This window comes from Pedobacter cryotolerans, assembly GCF_005116475.1.
In the GTDB taxonomy this organism is placed as follows: Bacteria; Bacteroidota; Bacteroidia; order Sphingobacteriales; family Sphingobacteriaceae; genus Pedobacter; species Pedobacter cryotolerans.
Window position 1 is genome coordinate 92,675 of the sequence record NZ_SWBO01000006.1, and the last position, 21,866, is coordinate 114,540.

16 protein-coding genes are annotated in these 21,866 nt (G+C 35.8%); 2 read left to right on the forward strand and 14 right to left on the reverse strand.

Going from position 1 to position 21,866, the window contains the following annotated elements:
* Positions 1–39 precede the first annotated feature (39 nt).
* The 4 genes from FA045_RS11885 to FA045_RS11900 form a co-directional block, all read right to left on the reverse strand.
* Positions 40–747 (reverse strand): DUF2490 domain-containing protein, encoded by a 708-nt coding sequence (locus FA045_RS11885; protein ID WP_136877299.1) that lies wholly within the window; start codon positions 745–747, stop codon positions 40–42.
* A 277-nt stretch (positions 748–1,024) separates the two neighbouring features.
* On the reverse strand, positions 1,025–2,254 hold the full coding sequence (gene odhB, locus FA045_RS11890) for a 2-oxoglutarate dehydrogenase complex dihydrolipoyllysine-residue succinyltransferase (protein WP_136877300.1): 1,230 nt from the start codon (positions 2,252–2,254) through the stop codon (positions 1,025–1,027).
* Positions 2,255–2,301: 47 nt separating this feature from the next.
* The gene (locus FA045_RS11895; protein WP_136877301.1) at positions 2,302–5,100 is read right to left on the reverse strand and encodes a 2-oxoglutarate dehydrogenase E1 component; all 2,799 of its coding nucleotides are present in this window, start codon (positions 5,098–5,100) and stop codon (positions 2,302–2,304) included.
* Positions 5,101–5,274: 174 nt separating this feature from the next.
* Positions 5,275–6,561, reverse strand: a complete 1,287-nt coding sequence (locus tag FA045_RS11900; RefSeq protein ID WP_136877302.1) for a DASH family cryptochrome — start codon at positions 6,559–6,561, stop codon at positions 5,275–5,277.
* Between the two features lie 272 nt (positions 6,562–6,833).
* Here FA045_RS11900 and FA045_RS11905 point away from each other — a divergent pair, with 272 nt between their 5' ends.
* Both FA045_RS11905 and FA045_RS11910 read left to right on the forward strand, forming a co-directional pair.
* The gene (locus FA045_RS11905; RefSeq protein ID WP_136877303.1) at positions 6,834–7,748 is read left to right on the forward strand and encodes a TIGR01777 family oxidoreductase; all 915 of its coding nucleotides are present in this window, start codon (positions 6,834–6,836) and stop codon (positions 7,746–7,748) included.
* A gap of 25 nt (positions 7,749–7,773) precedes the next feature.
* Entirely contained in the window at positions 7,774–9,117 is a 1,344-nt protein-coding gene (locus FA045_RS11910; protein WP_136877304.1) for a cryptochrome/photolyase family protein, read from the forward strand.
* Positions 9,118–9,162: 45 nt separating this feature from the next.
* Here FA045_RS11910 and FA045_RS11915 read toward each other — a convergent pair whose 3' ends face one another.
* The 10 genes from FA045_RS11915 to FA045_RS11960 all read right to left on the reverse strand — a co-directional run bounded on the left by FA045_RS11915 (position 9,163) and on the right by FA045_RS11960 (position 21,768).
* Positions 9,163–10,023: an FKBP-type peptidyl-prolyl cis-trans isomerase gene (locus tag FA045_RS11915; protein ID WP_169305054.1), complete on the reverse strand. Its 861-nt coding sequence runs from the start codon at positions 10,021–10,023 to the stop codon at positions 9,163–9,165.
* 7 nt (positions 10,024–10,030) lie between these two features.
* A complete protein-coding gene (locus FA045_RS11920) occupies positions 10,031–10,501 on the reverse strand; it encodes an FKBP-type peptidyl-prolyl cis-trans isomerase (protein WP_136877306.1) in 471 nt (156 codons plus the stop codon).
* Between the two features lie 199 nt (positions 10,502–10,700).
* A complete protein-coding gene (locus tag FA045_RS11925; RefSeq protein ID WP_136877307.1) occupies positions 10,701–12,479 on the reverse strand; it encodes an acyl-CoA dehydrogenase family protein in 1,779 nt (592 codons plus the stop codon).
* 154 nt (positions 12,480–12,633) lie between these two features.
* A complete protein-coding gene (locus tag FA045_RS11930) occupies positions 12,634–13,005 on the reverse strand; it encodes a four helix bundle protein (RefSeq protein ID WP_136877308.1) in 372 nt (123 codons plus the stop codon).
* Positions 13,006–13,150: 145 nt separating this feature from the next.
* Positions 13,151–14,329: an acetyl-CoA C-acyltransferase gene (locus FA045_RS11935; RefSeq protein WP_136877309.1), complete on the reverse strand. Its 1,179-nt coding sequence runs from the start codon at positions 14,327–14,329 to the stop codon at positions 13,151–13,153.
* 90 nt (positions 14,330–14,419) lie between these two features.
* Positions 14,420–14,797, reverse strand: a complete 378-nt coding sequence (locus FA045_RS11940; RefSeq protein ID WP_225871330.1) for a four helix bundle protein — start codon at positions 14,795–14,797, stop codon at positions 14,420–14,422.
* A gap of 58 nt (positions 14,798–14,855) precedes the next feature.
* The gene (locus FA045_RS11945) at positions 14,856–17,270 is read right to left on the reverse strand and encodes a 3-hydroxyacyl-CoA dehydrogenase/enoyl-CoA hydratase family protein (protein ID WP_136877310.1); all 2,415 of its coding nucleotides are present in this window, start codon (positions 17,268–17,270) and stop codon (positions 14,856–14,858) included.
* 74 nt (positions 17,271–17,344) lie between these two features.
* Positions 17,345–17,785, reverse strand: coding sequence for a MarR family winged helix-turn-helix transcriptional regulator (locus FA045_RS11950; protein WP_136877311.1), 441 nt, complete (start codon positions 17,783–17,785; stop codon positions 17,345–17,347).
* A gap of 717 nt (positions 17,786–18,502) precedes the next feature.
* On the reverse strand, positions 18,503–19,822 hold the full coding sequence (locus FA045_RS11955; protein WP_136877312.1) for an OmpA family protein: 1,320 nt from the start codon (positions 19,820–19,822) through the stop codon (positions 18,503–18,505).
* A gap of 239 nt (positions 19,823–20,061) precedes the next feature.
* The gene (locus FA045_RS11960; protein WP_136877313.1) at positions 20,062–21,768 is read right to left on the reverse strand and encodes a DUF885 family protein; all 1,707 of its coding nucleotides are present in this window, start codon (positions 21,766–21,768) and stop codon (positions 20,062–20,064) included.
* Positions 21,769–21,866 lie beyond the last annotated feature (98 nt).

A 21,866-nucleotide genomic window follows, 5' to 3' on the forward strand; every position in this document is an offset into this window, starting at 1 on the left:
CAGGGTAACTACCACTTTTATTTAAACGCAAATAAATTCCTAAAACCTTGTATAGAAAGCCAATTGAGCAACATGATTAACTGTATTGTTTGCCCTACCATTTATGGCTTGATTTAAATAGCCAGCCTCTACATCAAACTTTTTAGAGAAACGATAACCTGCTGCTAAATAAACTCTATTTTGGTCAAATAGACTTCCGTTTAGTTGGTCTTTATTTTGAAGATTAAAAAAAGTTTCATTTTGCAAAGCTGCAAAAGCTCCTTTTGTAAATGCTTCTTCTTTCTTTTGTAAAGGTTGTACAAATCTAAAAAAGTAGCGAATACGCTGAGAAAAAATATCATCGCCTGTTGGCTGCCCTATAAACCTTTGTTCTAACCTAAACCTATGACTTAAAGCTCCACTACCAAGTTTATGAGAATAAATATACTGTTCCCAAATGCGATGCTCGTTTGTATTTACATCTGGTAAATTGCTCAGTTGAGTTTTGGTGGTTGCCAATAAATAACCCGTAGTTACATTGCTATTTTTATTGATGAAATAAGTTAATCCTGGTCTAACCAATACATTACGTACGTAACCCCACTCATCAGCAGAACGTACTTGTACATCCAAATGCAAACCCCATTTCTCACTTAATTTTGTACTTTTTAGAAAGAAGAGCCAACCACTATTTTGATTAACTGTTTGTGCAAAAAGGGAAGTAGAAATAAAGCAAAAGAATGCCGCAAGTAGTAAATATTTTCTCATTTAGTTTTGATTTGTTGTGTTTAGCGAAAGTATTAAAATAAGTTAAAACCTAAGAATAAGTAACAGAAAGTAGACAATCTAATTTCGTCATTGCGAGGTACGAAGCAATCTTAAAGCGCATGTACTATAGTATAAAACAGTTGTAGGATTGCTTCGTACCTCGCGATGACGAATCGGATTAGCAAATCACACAAAAAAACCTTGCTCATTTTAATGAACAAGGTTTTTTATCTCTCTATAACAGATGCTGAAACAAGTTCAGCATGAAGGCTATCGACTATACTCCCAACAACAATCTAGCTGGATCTTCTAATAATTGTTTAACGCGTACCAAGAAACCAACAGACTCACGTCCGTCAATAATCCTGTGATCGTAAGATAAAGCAACATACATCATCGGACGAATTACTACTTCTTTATTCTCAGCAATTGGACGCTCAATAATATTGTGCATCCCTAAAATTGCAGATTGTGGCGCATTGATAATTGGAGTTGACATCATCGAACCAAATACACCACCGTTTGTAATGGTAAATGTTCCGCCTGTCATTTCATCAATCGTTAATTTGCTATCTCTAGCTTTTGTAGCCAATTCAATTACCGTTTTTTCAATCTGCGCTAAAGTCATGCTCTCTGCATTTCTTATAATTGGCACAACTAATCCTTTCGGTGCAGATACTGCAATAGAAACATCTACAAAGTCGTTAAAAACAACTTCTTCACCCTCAATACGTGCATTAACCGCAGGGAAATCTTTTGCTGCTTCGCAAACTGCTTTGGTAAAGAAACTCATGAAACCTAAACCAACACCAAATTTTTCTTTAAACTGGTCTTTATATTTAGCTCTCAAATCCATTATTGGTTTCATGTTAACCTCATTAAATGTGGTTAACATTGCAGTTTCGTTTTTAACCGCAACTAAACGTTTTGCTACTGTTTTACGCAATGGCGACATTTTTTCTCTACGCTCATTTCTGGCACCAGCAACCGCAGGAGCTGCAGCAGATTTTGGAGCTTCAGCTTTAGCAGCAGGTTTTGCAGCTTGAGCATTATTCGCATCATCTTTAGTAATTCTACCATCAACACCAGTACCTTTTACAGCACCTGCATCAACACCTTTTTCGGCCAAAATTTTAGCTGCAGATGGCGATGGAGTTCCCGAAGCATAGCTATCACCAGATTTTTCTGCAACTGGAGCACTAGCTTTATCAGCAGCAGGAGTGACAGCTTTTTCTTCGCTTTTAGGAGCTTCTTCTTTCGAAGCTCCGCTCCCACCTTCTTCAATAGAACAAACAACTGCACCAATAGCCAAAGTATCACCTTCGCTAGCTACCGTTTTTAAAGCACCTGCCTTTTCTGCTGTCAATTCAAACGTAGCTTTGTCTGATTCTAACTCAGCAATAATTTCGTCCATTTCAACAAAATCTCCATCGTTTTTAACCCAACGAGATAAAACTACTTCTGTAATCGATTCGCCAACTGGCGGTACTTTAATTTCTAAACTCATAATTTATAATATCCTTATGTTTAAATGTAAAAATGATAGTTAAAGTATTAATCAACTTTAGCCATTCTTTTAGCTGTTTTTAAAACTTTTTCTTTTACTTCTGATTGAACTTTTATTTCAAAAGCATTAGCAATAATATAAGCTTGCTGGTTAGCATGTTGTTTTGCAAATCCAGTTGCTGTACTGCTACTTTCTTTTCTCGAAATTACATCCATTTGGCTAAACGAAGTTTTTCTCAATCTGCGCAATAAATATGGCCAAGCGCCCATATTTTCTGGCTCTTCTTGTACCCAAACCGCATCTTTTGCATTTTTGTATTTATTGTATACTGCCTCCATTTGCTCAACAGGAGTTGGATATAATTGCTCAACACGCACTAAAGCTACATCGCCTTTGGCATTGTTCTTTTGTGTTTCTAACATTTCGTAGTAGATTTTACCACTACAAAAAACTACACGTTTAACATCAGCTGGTTTAACATTTACATCGTCAATTACTTCTTGGAATTTACCATCGGTAAAATCTTTTAACGGACTTACGCACAGCGGATGACGCAATAAACTTTTCGGACTAAAAACTACCAAAGGTTTACGGAAATCGCGTTTGAACTGGCGGCGTAAAGCATGGAAAAAGTTTGCCGGAGTAGTGCAATTTGTTACTTGCATATTGTAATCTGCACAAAGTTCCATAAAACGCTCAATACGTGCTGATGAATGCTCTGGACCTTGACCCTCGTAACCGTGTGGTAACAACATTACCAAACCATTTGCTCTTTGCCATTTGGTTTCTGAACTTGCAATATATTGATCGACAACAATTTGGGCTCCATTAAAGAAATCTCCAAACTGGGCCTCCCAAATAGTTAATGCATTAGGGTTGGCCATTGCATAACCATATTCGAAGCCTAAAACTCCATATTCTGAAAGATGTGAGTTGTAAATATCAAACTGTGCTTGTTGTTCAGATATGTTTGCTAATGGAGTATATTCTTCCTCACTATCTTCTAAAGTTAGTACCGCATGGCGATGAGAGAAAGTTCCTCTTTTCACATCCTGACCGCTTAAACGAACTCTTTTACCTTCGGCCAATAAAGTGCCGTAAGCTAATTGCTCGCCCATTGCCCAATCAAAAACATGGGTAGATGTTGCCATTTTGTTCCGCTCATCAAATAATTTTTCAATTTTTTTGAAGAACTTTTTATCCTTTGGTAAAGTAGAAATACGTTTTGCTACTTCTAATAAAGTTTCTTTTTTAACCGATGTATTTGGCGAGGTCTCGAAATCTTTAGCAGTGGCTAATCTCATATCTGCCCATGCACCACCAAATTTTACTTCGCTGTAAGTAGATGTTAATTCTTTAGCTTCGTTTAAACGATCTTGTAACAAGCCTTTAAACTCCTTCTCCATTTCTTTAGCTAAACCAGCTTCTAACTCACCCGTTTTAGTTAATTTTTCGATATAAATATCTCTCGGATTAGCGTGTTTTTCTATCGCTTTGTACAATAATGGCTGCGTAAATTTAGGCTCATCCGCTTCATTATGACCAAACCTGCGGTAACATAAAATATCAATAAATACATCGTTTTTGTATTTCTGACGATATTCCATTGCCAAATTAATCGCAAAAACTAAAGCTTCTACATCATCGCCATTTACGTGAAAAACAGGAGACAAAGTTACTTTAGCAATATCAGTACAATACGTACTAGAACGAGCATCTTTATAATTTGTAGTAAAACCAATTTGATTGTTAATTACCAAGTGAATAGTTCCACCTGTTTTATAACCCTCTAAACCAGCCATTTGTATTACTTCGTAAACAATACCTTGTCCGGCAACAGAAGCATCACCATGAATTAAAATTGGGGCTAAACGATTGTTGTCGCCGCCATATTTAAAATCAATTTTTGAGCGAGACATTCCTTCTACTACACCATTCACGGTTTCTAAGTGCGATGGATTTGGGCATAAGCTCAAGTGAACATTTTTACCTTTATTGGTAGTGATGTCTGTTGAATAACCCAGGTGGTATTTAACATCTCCTCCAAATGGAGATTCTGCACTGTAACCCTTACCTTCAAATTCTGCAAAAATATCTTTATAGGTTTTTTGCATAATGTTTGCCAATACGTTTAAACGACCACGATGTGCCATTCCGATTACAAACTCTTCAATACCTAACTCCGAACCTTTTTCAATTACCGAATCTAATGCCGGAATTAAGGCTTCTGCTCCCTCTAAAGAAAAACGTTTTTGACCTAAAAATTTAGTACCCAAAAAATTCTCAAAGCTAACCGCTTGATTTAATTTAGTGAGGATACGTTTTTTCTCGTCTAATGAAAATTTGGGCGTATTGCGTTCGCTTTCCATTTTCTGTTGTATCCATTTTAAAACTTCTGGCGTACGAACATATAAATACTCAGCTCCAATAGAAACGCAATAAGTTTGCTCTAAAAAGGCAATGATATCCTTTAATTTTGCTGGCGCACCAATTCCTGTTTCAATTGCAGAATTAAAAACGGTATCTAAATCAGCTTTAGATAAACCAAAATTTTCAATATCTAGTGTAGGCATGTGCTTGCGTCTCTCTCTAACCGGATTTGTTTTAGTAAACAAATGACCACGTTGACGATAGCCTGTAATTAGATTTAAAACACTAATTTCTTTAATAAATTGCTCTGGGGCTTCAGCACCAGCATTTGTTGCATCTGCACTTCTTCCAAAATCAAAGCCTTCAAAAAATTTCTGCCAGCCAAATTCTACCGAATTTGGATCTGCCAAATAGCTTTGATATAAAGATTCTATGTATTCGGCATTTGCGCCATTGAGATAAGATAAGTTATCCATTTTGTTTTTTTACGATAAGTATTGCAAAATTAGGATTTTACCTTAAGAAATGGCAATAATCTTGAAGATAAAATCAAATAAAAAACGCTTTTTGGGGGAGATTGTTGGATATTAAAATTTTAATGATTGCGAAATGATAAACTGAAATCAAATTTCACTAATAAATATGATAATTTAAGCTCTCAATTCTTGTGTGTAAATCCCCTTAGGATCAACAATTTTAACCAATTTCTGAAAATCAAAACTGGTAGTTAAACGCAAATCATTACCCACTCCTGCTAAATTGGCCCAGTTACCCCAATTACTTGCAGGTGCATAGTCAATTAACTTTTCTTCGAAATAGGCAGCTCCATATACCCATTTTATATTTAGTTCATAAACTAAATAAGTGGCAACTAACTGACGAGCAGCATTGCTTAGATAACCTGTAGTATTTAACTCAATCATCAGTGAATTTACTAAAGGTTGCGCTGTATTCCCGCTCTTCCAAGCATTTAGTAAAGGCGTATCTAGGTCATACTTTTTATTGGGCTGCAAACTAAATCCTTTTGGTTTAAAAAATGTATTTCCATACTTTTTAAACATGAAACGGAAGTAATCCCTCCATAATAAACCTAAAATAATTTGATTAAAATATGGCTTTAAACCATAATTAGCTTCTGCATCTTTCATTTTCCAATATACCTCACGAGGTGATAAACAACCTAACGCAAGCCAAGCAGAAAGTTTAGATATAATGGTATTCTTTTTAAGTGAAGTATTCGATAATGCCATCCCTTCACCCGTATGTAAAAACTCATGAAGATGTGTTAATGCTTCATTTTCACCTCCAATAATTTCATCCTGCGTGGTGATAGCTTCAATATTTTCATTGATGGCTAATTGATCAAGTGTCGGCAAATCTCCCCAAGCTTCAACATTTACAAAAGAAATTTGCTGTGGAGTTACAAAACAGGGTTTTACAATTGCATCACGCTCTGTTTTCTTTTTAAATTGAGCAAAAACATCCGGAATATCTTTGATAGGAAATGGCAAATCTTCTTTGTTGTAAAGCGTATGACCGATAAAGTGTCTTAAATTTACTTTCTGTTTCCAAAGCAAATCTTCAACTAGTGTAGAAACTTCTGTTTCTTCGCTAGCAACTTCTCTATGGTGATAAACCTCAGCAATTTCATATTGATTTACCAACTCTGGCAAAACCTCTTCTGGCTTTCCTTGTACTATTAAAATATCACCTCCCAAGGCTTGTAGTGCTTCCCTCAATCCTTTCACACTTTCTATTAAAAACTTAGTTCTTATAGATCCCGTTTTAATTGTTTGGTAAGATGTTGGCTCAAACTGACGTGGATCAAAACAGAAAACAGGCAAAATTTCGTCAGATTTGGCAAGAGCTTCCACCAGCATTTCATTATCATGCAGACGTAAATCATTTCTAAACCAAACCAGAATTTTTTTGCTCATGAAGGAAAACATTTATATGAATACGCAATATCCGTAATTTTATTCAGAGCCACACTTTGCCCCTCAATATTTTACATACGGATAACACATTTCAATATAATATTTTTTCTGGAAACCGGAGGCCTAACATCAATTTGATGTAAAATTTAATTGATGTTATGCTAATTTAAGGCATTCTAAATGAACACAACTTTTACGCATAGTTTAATGATTGAGTAAATTGTTATCTTGCCTACATCAAAACTATCTAACATTTTATTGGTTAAATTATAATGCCGCAAAAAATTTTAATAACAGGAGCAACTGGTTTGGTGGGTAGCAAACTAATACCAGCATTACAGCGATTAGGGCACGAAATTAATATCCTTAGCAGGAATGACAACCAGATTAAAGGTGTTAAGACTTTTATCTGGGATGTATATGCACAAAAGATAGATAAAGGATGTTTAATTGGAGTTGATACTATTATTCATTTAGCTGGAGAGGGCATTGCCGATAAAAGATGGACCGCTGAGAGAAAACAGCAAATTATAGACAGCAGGGTTCTTTCTACGCAATTGTTATACCAAACCATTAAAGAGACAAATTCATCAGTAAAATCTTTCGTATCTGCTTCTGCAGTTGGTTTTTACGGCGATAGAGGTGATGAAATATTGACCGAAGAAAGTGCAAGTGGAACTGATTTTTTATCAGAATGCTGCGTAAATTGGGAAAACGCAGTTGATGAAGGCTTAAAAATGGATATCCGCGTTGCGAAAATTAGAATTGGCTTAATTTTAAGCAAAGAAGGTGGAGCGCTTGCTGCAATGGAAAAACCAATACAATTTTTTGTAGGCGCACCATTAGGTTCTGGCAAACAATGGATGCCATGGATACACTTGGATGATATTTTAGGTATTTTTATAAAGGCTGTTGAAGACCAAAACATGATTGGCGCATACAATGCTTGTGCGCCATTTCCAGTTACCAATAAATTTTTAACCAAATCTATAGCTAAACAATTAAACAGACCAGTTTGGCCAGTAAACGTTCCTAAATTTGCATTAAATGCTTTGTTAGGAGAAATGAGTATTTTACCATTAATGAGCAACAATACCTTATCTAAAAAAATTTTAAACTCAGGTTATAAATTTGCATACACCAACCTGGATGATGCATTAGCAGCTATCTACACCCCCAACCCCTAAAGGGGAGTAAAACCAAATTTCATATATGATACGAGACAAAAAAAGTGAAATAAAAAAATCCCCTAAATGGGATTTAGGGGTAAGTATAGTTTGGCTCAGAAGAGATTTACGATTAACGGATAATGCTGCTCTTTATCACGCTTTAAAAGGCCCTTACCCTGTTTTGCCTTTATTTATTTTTGATATAAACATACTTGATAAATTAGAAGATAAGGCTGATGCAAGAGTAACTTTCATTCATCAAACGTTAATTGATTTACAAGAAAAATTAACCCAAGAAAACTGCTCATTATTGGTAAAATATGACACGCCAGAAAACGCATGGGCAGCAGTTTTGAAAGAATATAACGTGAAAGCGGTTTATACCAATCACGATTACGAGCCTTACGCTAAAGAACGTGACGATGCATTAGCTGAATTTTTAAGGAGCGAAGACATTATTTTCCATAGCTTTAAAGATCAAGTAGTTTTTGAAAAAGATGAAGTGGTAAAAGCAGATGGTAAACCTTATACAGTTTTTACACCCTACTATAAAATTTGGCATGGCAAACTCAATGATTTTTTTGTAAAAGCCTATCCAACAGAGAAATACTTTAGCAATTTTTATTCAACCAAAAAAATAGCTATCCCCTCGTTAAATGAGATGGGATTTGAAAAATCAACACAACATTTTCCTACGCTGAACTTTGAAGAGAAGTTGGATAATTATAGTAAAAAAAGAGATTATCCGGCAGCAGAAGCGACTACAAAAATTGGTTTGCACCTAAGATTTGGCACAGTAAGCATTAGAGCAGCTGCTAAAAAAGCGATTGACCACAAAGCTGATAAGTGGTTGGCAGAATTAGCATGGAGAGATTTTTACATGATGATTTTGTGGCATTTTCCGCACATAGTGGATAAAGCATTTAAGCCTGCTTACGACAACATCAAATGGCGAAACAACGAACAAGAATTTAAAGCTTGGTGCGAAGGTAAAACTGGCTATCCTATTGTTGATGCAGGAATGCGGCAGCTAAATGAAACTGGTTTTATGCATAACCGTGTAAGAATGGTTGTAGCTAGCTTTTTATGCAAACATTTATTGATCGATTGGCGCTGGGGAGAAGCCTATTTTGCAGCCAAACTTTTAGATTATGAACTGGCGAGTAATGTTGGTGGTTGGCAATGGGCTTGTGGGTCTGGCAATGATGCCGCACCTTATTTTAGGGTTTTTAACCCTGAATTACAGCTCAAAAAATTCGACCCAAAAATGGAATATGTTTTTAAATATGCACCTGAATACAAAAAAGCAATTTTGCCAGTTCCAATTGTTGAGCATACGTTTGCTAGAGATCGGATTTTAAAAGAATTTAAAAGAGCATTGGCATAAAAAAAGCCATCCGTTTGATATGGATGGCTACTTTATTTCCTATTGTTAGTTAGCAACTTCTGTGAGCTCAACATCAAAATCTAAAATTGAATTTGGTGGTATAATGTCAGCACTACCATTAACACCATAACCTAAGTGTGAAGGGATAATTAATCTCACTTTAGCTCCGTTTTTCATACCAACTAAAGCTCTATATCCTTTTACCAAGCTACCTAACTGACCTAATGATGCTGGCTCAGTACCTGACCCATCGAATATGTTACCATTTACAAATCTTCCTGTATATTTTGCAGTTATTGTTGAAGCAAGATCAACAGTATTACCTGTTCCTGCAGTTAAAACTTGATAATAAACTCCACTTGTTGTTTTTACAGCATTAGTTATTCCTTTATCTGCTATAAACTCTCTGATAATTTTATCATCTACTTCGCTTTGTATTCCTTCTGATAAAACTGTTATGGTAGTAGATATGACTTCATTTGATGGTATTGGTCCAGATCCATTTTTACCATAAGCTAAATACGAAGGTAAAATTACACGAACTTTACCTCCTCTTTTAATACCATTTAAAGCTAACCTGTATGAGGCAGGCGAAACATAGCCTAAATATGTAGCCTCAGGAATATACTTTGCTGTAGCAAAATAAGTTGTACCTGTTAAAGACTGAACATTTAGATTAAAAAATATAGAATCTTTATTTAATATTACATCACCCGTTCCAGGTTCTAAAATTTGATAATAAAATCCAGTAGGATCTTTTGTCATTGTTAAATTATTCTGCTTAATATAAGCCTGAATTTTTGCATCATCAATACTTTCTATTGATTCGTATTCCTTTTCGCAAGCACTGAAAAGAATGACTATGCTCAATAAAGCAAGACAATAAAGTGTATATTTTTTAAGCATTTGCATATTATTGTGCACTAATTAAATCAATTGTAAAATCTAAAACCGCATTTTCTGGTATACCAGCACCAGGAGATGAATTCCCATAGGCTAAAGTTGAGGGTACAAATAGCCTAATTCTACCTCCTCTTTTTACTAACGGAATACCAATTTGCCAGCCTTGAATTAAATTTCCTAAAGGAAAAGAAACATTTGTTCCTTTATCGAAACTTGTTCCATCAAGAAGTTTTCCTTCGTAAGTAACAGTTACATTTGTTGAACCACTGAAATTATTTTCACCATTTGCGGCTGGAGTTAAAGTCTGATAATACAAACCTGAACTGTGTTTTACTGCAACGATACTATTTTTAGCAATAAAATCCGCAATTAAAACATCATCTTTTTTAGCTTGTTCTTCTGCATTGTAACTGTCTTTTTTACATGAAGCAAAGGCTCCAACAATTAAAAAAAGACCTAATAAAAATCTGGTTTTTAACATAATTGCACAAAAATAAGCTTTTATTACCGATGGCGCAATTTTTAACCAAATTTAACAATTAAGAAAAGTCCAAAGCTGAAAGACCAAAGACTAAAGCGCCGGAATTTATAGCCTAAAAAAGTAGATAAAAAAAGACCAAAGCAAAGATGTACATATTCAATCTTCGCTTTGGTCGTTCGGCTTTAGTCTTTTAGCTTCCTTAAAAAATATACTTATTGGCCTCAATAATCTGTTGAGCCACATTTTGGCGAGCTTGTTTTACATTAAATGGTTCCGTTTTAGTAAATCTGCGTAAGCCAACTAACATCATGCGTTGCTCATCGCCTTCTGCAAACGCCCATAAAGCTTCTTTACCTGCTTTATTAGTGCCATCAACTGCTTCTACAAAATAGATTTTCATCATATCAATTTGTCCCTTGCAAGCTTCTTCTCCACGTAATGAAACTAGTTTTTCTGTTCTCAGCATAGCTGATTCGGCGATGTAAACATAACTTGCCATATCGGCGATGTTCATTAAAATCTCTTGCTCTTTTGATAAGCTCATCATCAGTTTCTGTACCGCAGCGCCAGCTACCATTAAAGTTGCTTTCTTTAAATTTTGAATGATTTTTTTCTCTGCCGCAAATAAAGTGGTGTCTTCTTCTCCAAAATCAGGGATAGACATCAGCTCTGCTGCAACTGCTGTTGCAGGTGTCATCAAATCTAATTCGCCTTTCATGGCACGTTTCAACATCATGTCAACTGTTAACAATCTGTTGATTTCATTTGTACCTTCAAAAATTCTATTGATACGGGCATCACGATAAGCCCTATCCATTGGCGCATCTGCACTAAAGCCCATTCCGCCATAAATTTGAACGCCTTCATCGGTTACATAATCCAATACTTCAGAACCCCAAACTTTAAGAATAGCACACTCAACCGCAAATTGCTCGGTAGATTTCAACTTTGCTTTTCCTTCATCCATCCCTCCAGCTACCAATTCCTCATAAGCGTCATCAATGTTTTGTCCGGCTCTATAATTTGCAGATTCTACAGCATAAATTTTAGCTGCCATCTCGGCGATTTTAAATCTGATGGCACCATATTTAGAAATTGGCCTGTCAAACTGAACACGTTCGTTGGAATAATTTACCGCCTGATTTAAAACTTCCCTACTGCCACCAATTGCCGCAGCAGAAAGTTTAATACGACCAATATTTAAAATGTTAACTGCTATTTTAAAGCCATTCTCTCTATCAGAAAGCATATTTTCTACCGGTACGTGGCAATCGTTAAAAAACACCTGACGAGTTGATGAACCTTTGATCCCCATTTTATGTTCTTCTGGGTTCATCGTTATACCACCAAAATCTTTTTCTATGATAAATGCAGTTAAGTTTTTATCATCATCAATTTTTGCAAAAACGATAAAAATATCTGCGAAACCACCATTGGTAATCCACATTTTTTGTCCGTTGATAACATAATGTTTTCCATCTGCTGTAAGCTTTGCTTTCGTTTTACCAGAGTTGGCATCTGAGCCAGAATTTGGTTCGGTCAAGCAGTAAGAAGCTTTCCATTCGCCAGTTCCCAATTTCGGGATGTATTTTGCTTTTTGTTCAGCGTTACCATAATAAAGGATGGGCAAAGTACCAATTCCAGTATGTGCAGAAAGTGCAACTGCAAAAGAGTGACCAGCACCACAAACATCCGCCACCAACATTGAAGTGTTAAAGTTTTTACCGAAACCACCAAATTCTTCAGGAATTGAAACGCCTAAAATTCCTAGTTCGCCAGCTTTATCCATCAATGATGGCATTAAACCTTCCTCCTGGGTATCAATCCTGTCTAAAATTGGATTAATCTCTTGCGTTAAAAAATCACGACAAGTTTGCGCAATCATTTGCTGCTCTTCATCAAATTCTTCAGGAATAAATACATCCTGGTAAGTGGTTTCGGTAATTAAGAACTCGCCACCTTTAATTGTTTTTTTCATCTTTTTTGAGATTTGAGATTTGAGATGTGAGATTTGAGATGTGAGACCTGCTCCTACTCAAAAAACCAACCGATTATTTTTTTTTACGAGATGTGAGATAGGAGAAGTGAGATATGAGACAAATTGCCTAGTCTAACTTCTCATATCTTACGTCTCACATTTTTTTATTTATTTTCTTATCCAGCATTTGCTGAAAACCATATGTCATTTTTTGTAATTCGTCTATTTGATTTAATAGCGGATTTAATATTCCTATATCCAACATTTCTAGCTTATTAGCAATTACAAGTTGTGTTTGTAATTCATAAGAAGAGCCATTAGCAATACCTAAAAAATTATTAAACTCTTTCACAGAATTTCTTCCTGCTCCTTCTGCAATATTTGATGGTATTGAAACTGCTGCCCTGCGAGATTGACTTGTTAATCCAAAACGTTCATCAGATGGAAAACTAGCTGTAGCCTTGTAAACATCAACCGTTAAATCGATTGCTTTATTCCAAATTTTGAGTTCATTTAATTTATTCATCTTTCTTATATATTAATTTAAACAAGATTTTAGATGTGAGAAGTTAGATATGAGACAAGTTGCCAATTCTCCTATTCCACATTTCACTTCACATTCTCTTTAAACGTTTTGCTTCTCATATCTCACATCTAGCTTCTCACATCTCTTAAAACACCTCAAATATCCCTGCTGCACCTTGCCCCGTACCCACACACATCGTTACCATACCGTATTTTTTATTTTGTCTTTTAAGTTCGTTAAATATTTGCACCGATAATTTTGCGCCTGTGCAACCCAGTGGATGACCTAATGCAATTGCACCACCATTTACGTTGATTTTGCTTTGGTCTAAACCTAAAGTTCTGATGATAGCTAAAGATTGAGAAGCAAAAGCCTCGTTCAATTCAATTAAATCCATATCATCTTGTTTTAAACCAGCTTGTTTTAATGCTTTTGGGATAGCTTCAATTGGACCAATACCCATAATGCGTGGTGGAACGCCAGCAACACCATAACTTACCAAACGAGCAATTGGCTCTGCACCTAATTCTTTCATTTTCTTTTCGGAAACCACCAAAACAAAAGCTGCTCCATCTGATGTTTGTGAGGAGTTACCAGCTGTAATTACTCCATTAGCCGCAAAAACTGGTTTCAATTTAGCTAAAGCCGCAACCGTTGTATCTGCTCTCGGCCCTTCATCTGTATCAACCACATAAGAACGAGTTTGCTTTTTCATATTTGCATCTAAATAGTTTTCGTTTACCGTAATTGGTAAAACTCCATCTTTTAAATGTCCATTTTTTATGGCTTCAATCGCTTTTTGATGCGAATTAAACGAAAACTCATCTTGGTCTTCTCTATTCACATTGTATTCTTTGGCAACAGCTTCGGCAGTTAAACCCATTCCCCAGTACCAATCTGGGTTATATTTAGCAACCTCAGGATTTGGCACTAATTTCCAACCGCCAAACGGCATACCCGACATCACTTCCACTCCGCCAGCCACAATACAATCGGCCATACCGGCTTTAATTTTTGCTACTGCAGTTGCAATGGTATCTAAGCCAGATGCACAATAACGGTTAATGGTTACACCAGGAACTTTATCAGTATCTAAGCCCATCAGCGAAATCATACGAGCGATGTTTAAACCTTGCTCTGCCTCTGGAGTGGCATTACCTACAATTACATCGTCAATTTGCTCCTTATCCAAATTTGGAACCGAAGCCACCAACTCTCTAATTACATTTGCCGCCAATTCATCAGCTCTTGTAAAACGAAATACACCACGGGGAGCCTTCCCCACTGCCGTCCTTAAACCGGCTATAATATAAGCTTCTTGCATTTTTTTGAGATTTGAGATGTCCTTAGATGTGAGATATGAGAAGTGAGATATGAGACAAACTGCCTATTCTAACATTTCATAACTAGTATCTCACACCTTTTTAATATTAATTTTCTTTTCCAGCATTTGCTGGAAACCATATGTCATTTTTTGTAATTCATCTATTTGAGAAAGTAGTGGATTTAATAAATTTATATCCAACATCTCTAATTTATTGGCAATTACGAGTTGAGTTTGTAATTCATAAGAAGAACCATTAGCAATACCTAAAAAGTTATTAAACTCTTTCATTGAATTCCTTCCAGCTCCTTCTGCAATATTGGAAGGAATTGATACTGCCGCTCTATGAGATTGACTTGTTAATCCAAAACGCTCATCGGACGGAAAACTAGCTGTAGCTTTATAAACATCAACTGTTAAGTCAATTGCCTTATTCCAAATCTTCAGTTCATTTAATTTATTCATCATTCTTATCTTTAAACGTTTCGCTTCTCATATCTCACATCTAACTTCTCACATCTACTCATTAATTCCTCAACGGTTTCCCCTTCGTTACTATCGATTGTATTCTCTCCAAAGTTTTACGCTCTCCGCAAAGCGATAAAAAGGCTTCTCTTTCTAAATCCAAAAGGTATTGCTCTGTAACTTCTGTAGGCGATGATAAATCTCCACCGCACATTACCCAACCTAATTTCTCAGAGATTTTTTTATCGTGTTCTGAAATATAACCACCAGAATACATTGTATTTGCACCTGCGTAAACTATTCCCAAACCTTGTTTACCTAAAACTTTAATGTCTTTTCGTTGAACTGGCTTGGTATAACCAGCATCTGCCAATTCGATTGCTTTTGCTTTTGCATCGGCAATTAATCGGCTTCTATTCATACTAATGGCGTATTTATCTTTTTGTAAATAACCTAACTCAAATGCTTCAACAGCCGATGTACTTACTTTAGCCATCCCAATGGTTAAAAAACGGTCTTTCATTGTATTCTGCACAATCTGATCGGCTTTAAATTCATCAGATGCACGTAAAGCAAACTCTTTGCTTCCGCCACCACCTGGAATAACACCTACACCAAACTCAACTAAACCCATGTAAGTTTCTGCATTTAGCTGCACAAAATCGGCGTGTAAACTAAATTCGCAACCACCACCTAAAGTTAAATTATGTGGCGCAACCACCACCGGAATTGATGAATAACGAATACGCATAGAAGTATTTTGGAACATCCGAACAGCCATATTCAACTCCTCCCACTCTTGCTCAACCGCCATCATAAAAATCATCCCTACATTGGCACCTGCCGAGAAGTTTGCACCATCGTTGCCAATAACCACACCACGGTAATCCTTCTCTGCCATATCAATGGCTTTATTAATCGCTGTTAAAGTATCGCCACCAATGGTGTTCATTTTAGAGTGAAATTCTACATTAATAATTCCATCTCCCAAATCAATTATTGATGCACCACTGTTTTTCCAAAGCACTTTATTGGCTCTTAGGTTATCTAATATGATAAATTCATCAGCTCCCGGAATGGCTTTGTAGCTTTTAGATGGAATGTCATAATATTTTTTAACGCCATCTTCTACTTTATAAAATGAAGTATGTCCAGCTGCCAACATCTCGGTTACCCAAGCTGCCGGCGTGTGTCCTAATTGTTTCATTCCATCCAGCGAAGCTGAAATACCAACAGCATCCCAAACTTCAAACGGACCTAAATCCCAACCAAAACCTGCTCTCATTGCATCGTCAATACGATACAATTCGTCTGATATTTCTGGAATACGGTCTGAAACATATTCGAACAACCCAAAAAAAGAAGCCCTGAATAATTCTGCTGCTTTATCTTTTCCAGCCGCAAAAATTTTCATTCTATCCGAAACTTTTTCAATGGTTTTAGTCATTTCTAAAGTAGCCGATTTTACTTTTTGTTGTGGACGATATTCAAGTGTTTTTAAATCGAGCGCTAATATTTCAGTTTTGCCTTCTGGCGATTTTGTTTTTTTGTAGAAACCTTGTTTGGTTTTATCGCCCAACCAATTGTTAGCTTCCATTTTCTGAACATATTCTGGAAGTTTAAACAAATCGTGGGCTTTATCATCTGGACAGTTATCATACAACCCTTTTGACACTTTAATCATTGTATCTAAACCAACCACATCTGTTGTACGGAAAGTTGCAGATTTTGGTCTACCTAAAGCCGGTCCAGTAAATTTATCTACTTCCTCAACCGTTAAATCCATTTTTTCTACTAAATGCAATAGTGCCATAATAGAATAAACACCAACTCTGTTTGCTATAAATGCAGGCGTATCTTTACATAAAACCGTGGTTTTACCTAAAAATTTATCACCATAATGCATTAAAAAATCTACCAACTCTGGTTTGGTATGCGGCGTAGGGATAATTTCCAATAGCCTCAAATAACGAGGCGGATTAAAAAAGTGTGTTCCGCAGAAGTTAGCTTTAAAATCATCGCTTCTACCTTCGGCCATCATGTGAATTGGTATACCCGAAGTATTTGAAGTAACAAGCGTTCCTGGTTTACGGAATTGCTCTACTTGCTCAAATACTTTTTGTTTAATGCCTAAGTTTTCAACAACAACTTCAATAATCCAATCGTAATTGGCAATTTTTGGCATATCATCTTCAAAATTACCTGTACTAATTCGCTTTAAAACATTTTGCGAATAAATTGGAGATGGATTGGTTTTAACAGCAGTTTGTAAAGCCGTATTAACAATACGATTTTTAACTACTGGATGAGTTAAAACCAATCCCTTTAACTCCTCTTCAGCACTTAGTTCTTTAGGTGCAATATCTAAAAGCAAAACCTCTACGCCAATATTGGCAAAGTGGCAGGCAATACGAGACCCCATAATACCTGAGCCAAGTACCACTACTTTATTTATGTTTTTTTTCAGTGAATTCATGTTTTCAGCGGTTAAAAAGCTATGATGATTTTAGTGTCTATTTTCTTTTTGGAAAATCATAATGGTTTTGTTCATCATGATCCTTTTTTAGGTGTATAAGCTAATGTTAATTGGTTTACTTTATCTAAGGTTGATATCAATTGTTCTTTTTCTTTGGCGCTTAGTTTTTCGTTTAAATATTCATTAAACTTGATCACTACGTTGCTCGCTAATTTTCTTTTCTCGATGCCGAATGCTGTTAAAAAAACTTTTACAGAGCGTTTATCTCCAGCAGACGTTTCTCTGTAAATTAACCCCAACTCTTCCATATTGTTTAGCATACGAGATAAGCTGGTTGCTTTAACCCCAAGCAATGCAGCCAAGGCAGAAACCGCAGTGCCTTCTGCCTCAATATTTATTAAAACATAGCCTATTGCCTGCGTAATACCAAAGCCCCCTGCAATTTGGTTATAAGTGTTTGATACATTTTGCCAAACCACTTTTAAAAAATAATCTACCGTTTCTTTCTGTTTCATTAATTTGCTATGCTTGCATAACAAATTTATAGAATTAGATTTTAGTATGCAAGTAGAAAATGAAAATATTTTTTTGATTAAAACCCAGTGGCAAAACTTACAAAGTCTCTTTTTGGCTGTCATTAATACTTCGTAAGTTTATTGGAGCCGATTGAGTTTTTGTAGCGCAAATATGAAGCAATGATTAATGTTTGTTCCTGCTTTTGCTGCAATCTTTTTTAATTGCTCTTCGACTACGCTCAGGATGACATTAAAAAGGATTTTCGCGTCAATCAGGGCTAGAAAAACAAAATTATACTACTATGAGGGGTTGCAAATTGCCAAAAGAACTACTGGCTTTGTGATATAAACCCTATTGTAGTGAACACGTAGGGCTAACCCTTGCGGTTACCCGAAGTAAAACGAAAAGAGGGACTGCAATTGCCGAAAAGTGATGACATTGTTTTACTAAACCATTTTATAAATAATTCGCCATCCTTTTGCAGACAATTGGCTCATACTTTAAAGTCCGAGCCACAGGCTCGAACTAGCAATGAGACAGTAATTGCCGAAAGGTGATGGCATTGTTTTACAAAAATTTTTCATCGCAATTAAGCTCAGAGATCCTTCGCTGCGCTACCGATGTTAAATCGGTACAAGTTCTGGATGACAAATCTATTAAACAAAAAAAGCGCCCCGATTGCTCGGAACGCTTTTTGTATATTTAAAAAGTGTCTACTAGTATAAAGTAAATTCTACTCTTCTGTTTTGTTGACGACCAGCAGCTGTGTTGTTAGTAGCAATTGGTTGAGCTTCGCCATAACCTGTAGCTTCAATTCTGCTAGCATTGGCACCTTGAGATACTAAATAAGCTTTCACAGACTCTGCTCTATCTTTAGATAAACCTAAATTTAATGCATCAGAACCAGTGTTATCTGTGTGACCAGCTAATTTTAAGCTAAAGTTTTTCTCCATTAATAATGCAGCAACTCTGTTTAAAGTAGCATAAGATTTAGAGCGTATTGTTGATTTACCTAAATCAAATTCTAAGTTTTTAATTGCATCAGCAACTACTTTACGATCTGCTTCGGTTACAATTACTCTTTCAGTTACTTGTGGAGCAGGTACTTTTAATGGGCAACCTGAACCATCAACAACTGTTCCTGCTGGAGTACCAGCACATTTATCTAATTTATCAGCAACACCATCACCATCTGTATCTTTTAACAAATCGTTCATTTCTGTACGTAACTTAGCATTTTCTGCTTTTTGAGCATCTAAATCAGATTTTAAAGCATTTGCTGTATTTTTTGCAGCTAAAGCTTCATCATAAGTGGCAGCAACTGGATTGTGGAAAGCCAATTGTTTTCCTTTACCTAAAGCAAATTCTAAACCAGCATAAGCATAATTGTATTTATCGTTTCCACCTCTGTAAACACCATCTAAGTTATCACCATCAACAAAGTTAACTGTCCAACCCAAATCAAAGTTTACCGCATCAGATAATCTGAATTTTGCGCCAACACCTACAGGAATAATTAATTCGCTAATGGTTTGATCTGGAGCATATTCTCTAGTAACATTACCAGTTGTAATTGTTGGTTGGTAACCTGCTAAACCCGCACCAGCAGATGCATAAAGTTGTAAAGCATTTTCTTTTTTAAACATATCGATGTTAAACATGTTAACAACAGCACTTAAAGTACCTGAATAAGATAACTGTGTATCAAATGCAGAAACAGAACTGTTATTTACTAATCCGCTTTCAAATGGTTCTGAATTATCACCTTTTAATTTACCTCTAACACCATCTAAACGTAATGAGAAGTATGGAGTAAATTGTTTTTTAATGTATAATCCGTAACCAAAATTAGATTTGTTGTTACTGAAATCATTTTTACCACCTAATGGAGATAATGGAGTTAAAACACCAGCGTTAACACCAACTGACCATGATCTCATTGGTTCTGCTGAAGTAGTTGTTTGTGCAGAAGCTGTACTTCCAATAAATAAACCAGCTAATGCAACTGGCAAAAAGTTTAAAATTCTAAGTTTCATATTATTAAATTTACAAAATAAGCGTTAGTGTTATTTGTACAACTCAATATTCAAAACTAATACCATTGATAGTTATTTAAACAAAATACATGTTACTACATTAATTACCAATCACTTACAGCATAACACACACTTATTTGAAGTGTTAAAGAATGTTAAAAGTGTGTACTTTGCTATACAATTATTGAAAAATTGGGGCGATGCCCCGATGTAAGTTTAAGTTTTTTTTTGCTTTTTAGTTAATTAAGCTTTCCAGCAAACTTCCACTGTGTGCTAAAATTTTCTGGTAACGATTGATTTGTTAACAATGCTCTAACCATTTCTACAGGCATGTTATTCTCTTTTAAAATACGATCGTGAAATTGAATATTGCTCATTTTGCCACTACCTACCAATTCTTTGTGCAAGGCTCTAAATTGTAAACCGCCCAGCATATAACCAATTTGATAGAGTGGCCCATAACCACCGGTAAAAGAACGACGAACTTCTGCTTCGGCATTTGCTCTTTCGAAACCTACTCTATCTACCAAAAAATCAATACATTGCTGTGGTGTCCATTTGCCCAAATGATAATTCATTGAAAAGATGATACGGGCACAGCGATGCATACGCCAAAAGAGCATCCCGATTTTATCTTCAGGTGTTTTCGGGAAATTTTTATCCCACAATAACATTTCCCAATAAAGCGACCAACCTTCTGTCCAAAATGGAGTGCTAAAACTTCTGCGATAGGGTTTGTATCTACTTTGCATAAAATACTGCAAATTATGCCCTGGTATTAATTCATGAAAAACAACCGCTCTTGAAAAATGGCGGTTGTTACCCCTTAAAGTCATCATTTTTGCGGCTTCACTCATGTCTTCTGTGGGGTAGGCAATTAGAACAGACTCACCACCTAAAAAAAATGGGGCAAATTGTTGCTCTTGTGGCGTAAGCATTCGCATCCTCCACCCTTCCTTTGCTAATTCTGGAACATCTAATAATTTATTTTGTTCAACAAAGTTGATGGCTTCATTCGCTAATTCGTAAACCAACTCTGGCTGTTTACCCAACTCAGGATAAGCATTTTTAACTTTTTCCAATGCTTTCTTCCAATCATTACCAAAACCCATTTGTTGCGAAGCTTTAATTATCTCTGCATCGCACCAAGCAAACTCACGCATAGCGATGGCTTCGATTTGCTCGGGTGTGTAGGCAATCATTTCATCATTTAATAAACTTAAAAATGCATTTCTACCAATGGGATTACCAATAATCCCACTTCCATCATCTTTAACTGATGAGAGCTTAGCTGTTTTACCCAACTCTGTGGCATAATCTTTTAAAGCTGCAATTACATCAGGATAAATTGATTTTGTTGCCTTAGTAAATTGAGGATCGTAACCATCATAAAATTTATAGGCTTCGGTAAAAACAGTTACGTATTGATTAACTGTTTGCTGTGCCCAATTGGCTTGAACAGAATTAATTGCTAACTGTTGAGTAGAAAAAGCTTTTTTGGTAGCGTTGATATCGATAGTTAACTGTTTAAAAGTTTGTGCAGTGGTTTCGCCATCTTGCTGCTTGCCAATTCTACGTTTTTGCTCAAAATCAATAATTGTAGCTGCAAAAGGAATTGAAAAATTTGTATTCTTAAATTCTGAATAGTTTTCTTGAAGTGTTCTTGCATCCACATTAATATCGCGTTTGAGCAATATATAATCTACTCTTTCATTCACGGTCAATTTCTCGAAGGGCAAAGTTTTTAATTTTGTTAACCAAGCAGCATAAAAAGTTTCCATCCGTTTAAAATATTCATCCGAACGTTTAAGTGCATACTTGCGGTTAAACATCATTTCATCAACTTGATATTGATTGATTAAAGAGCTTATTAGACTTGCCTCATTTTGAGCAATTGAGATTTGAAAAGCAAAAACTAAGAATATAATCGAATAGAGTTTACGCATAGCGGATGATATTTTTGATGAAAGTAGCCAATAATCTGCAATTTTTAATCTTGCGATTGCAAAATATAGGTTACCATTTGGCACTGAGGAGTGCACTA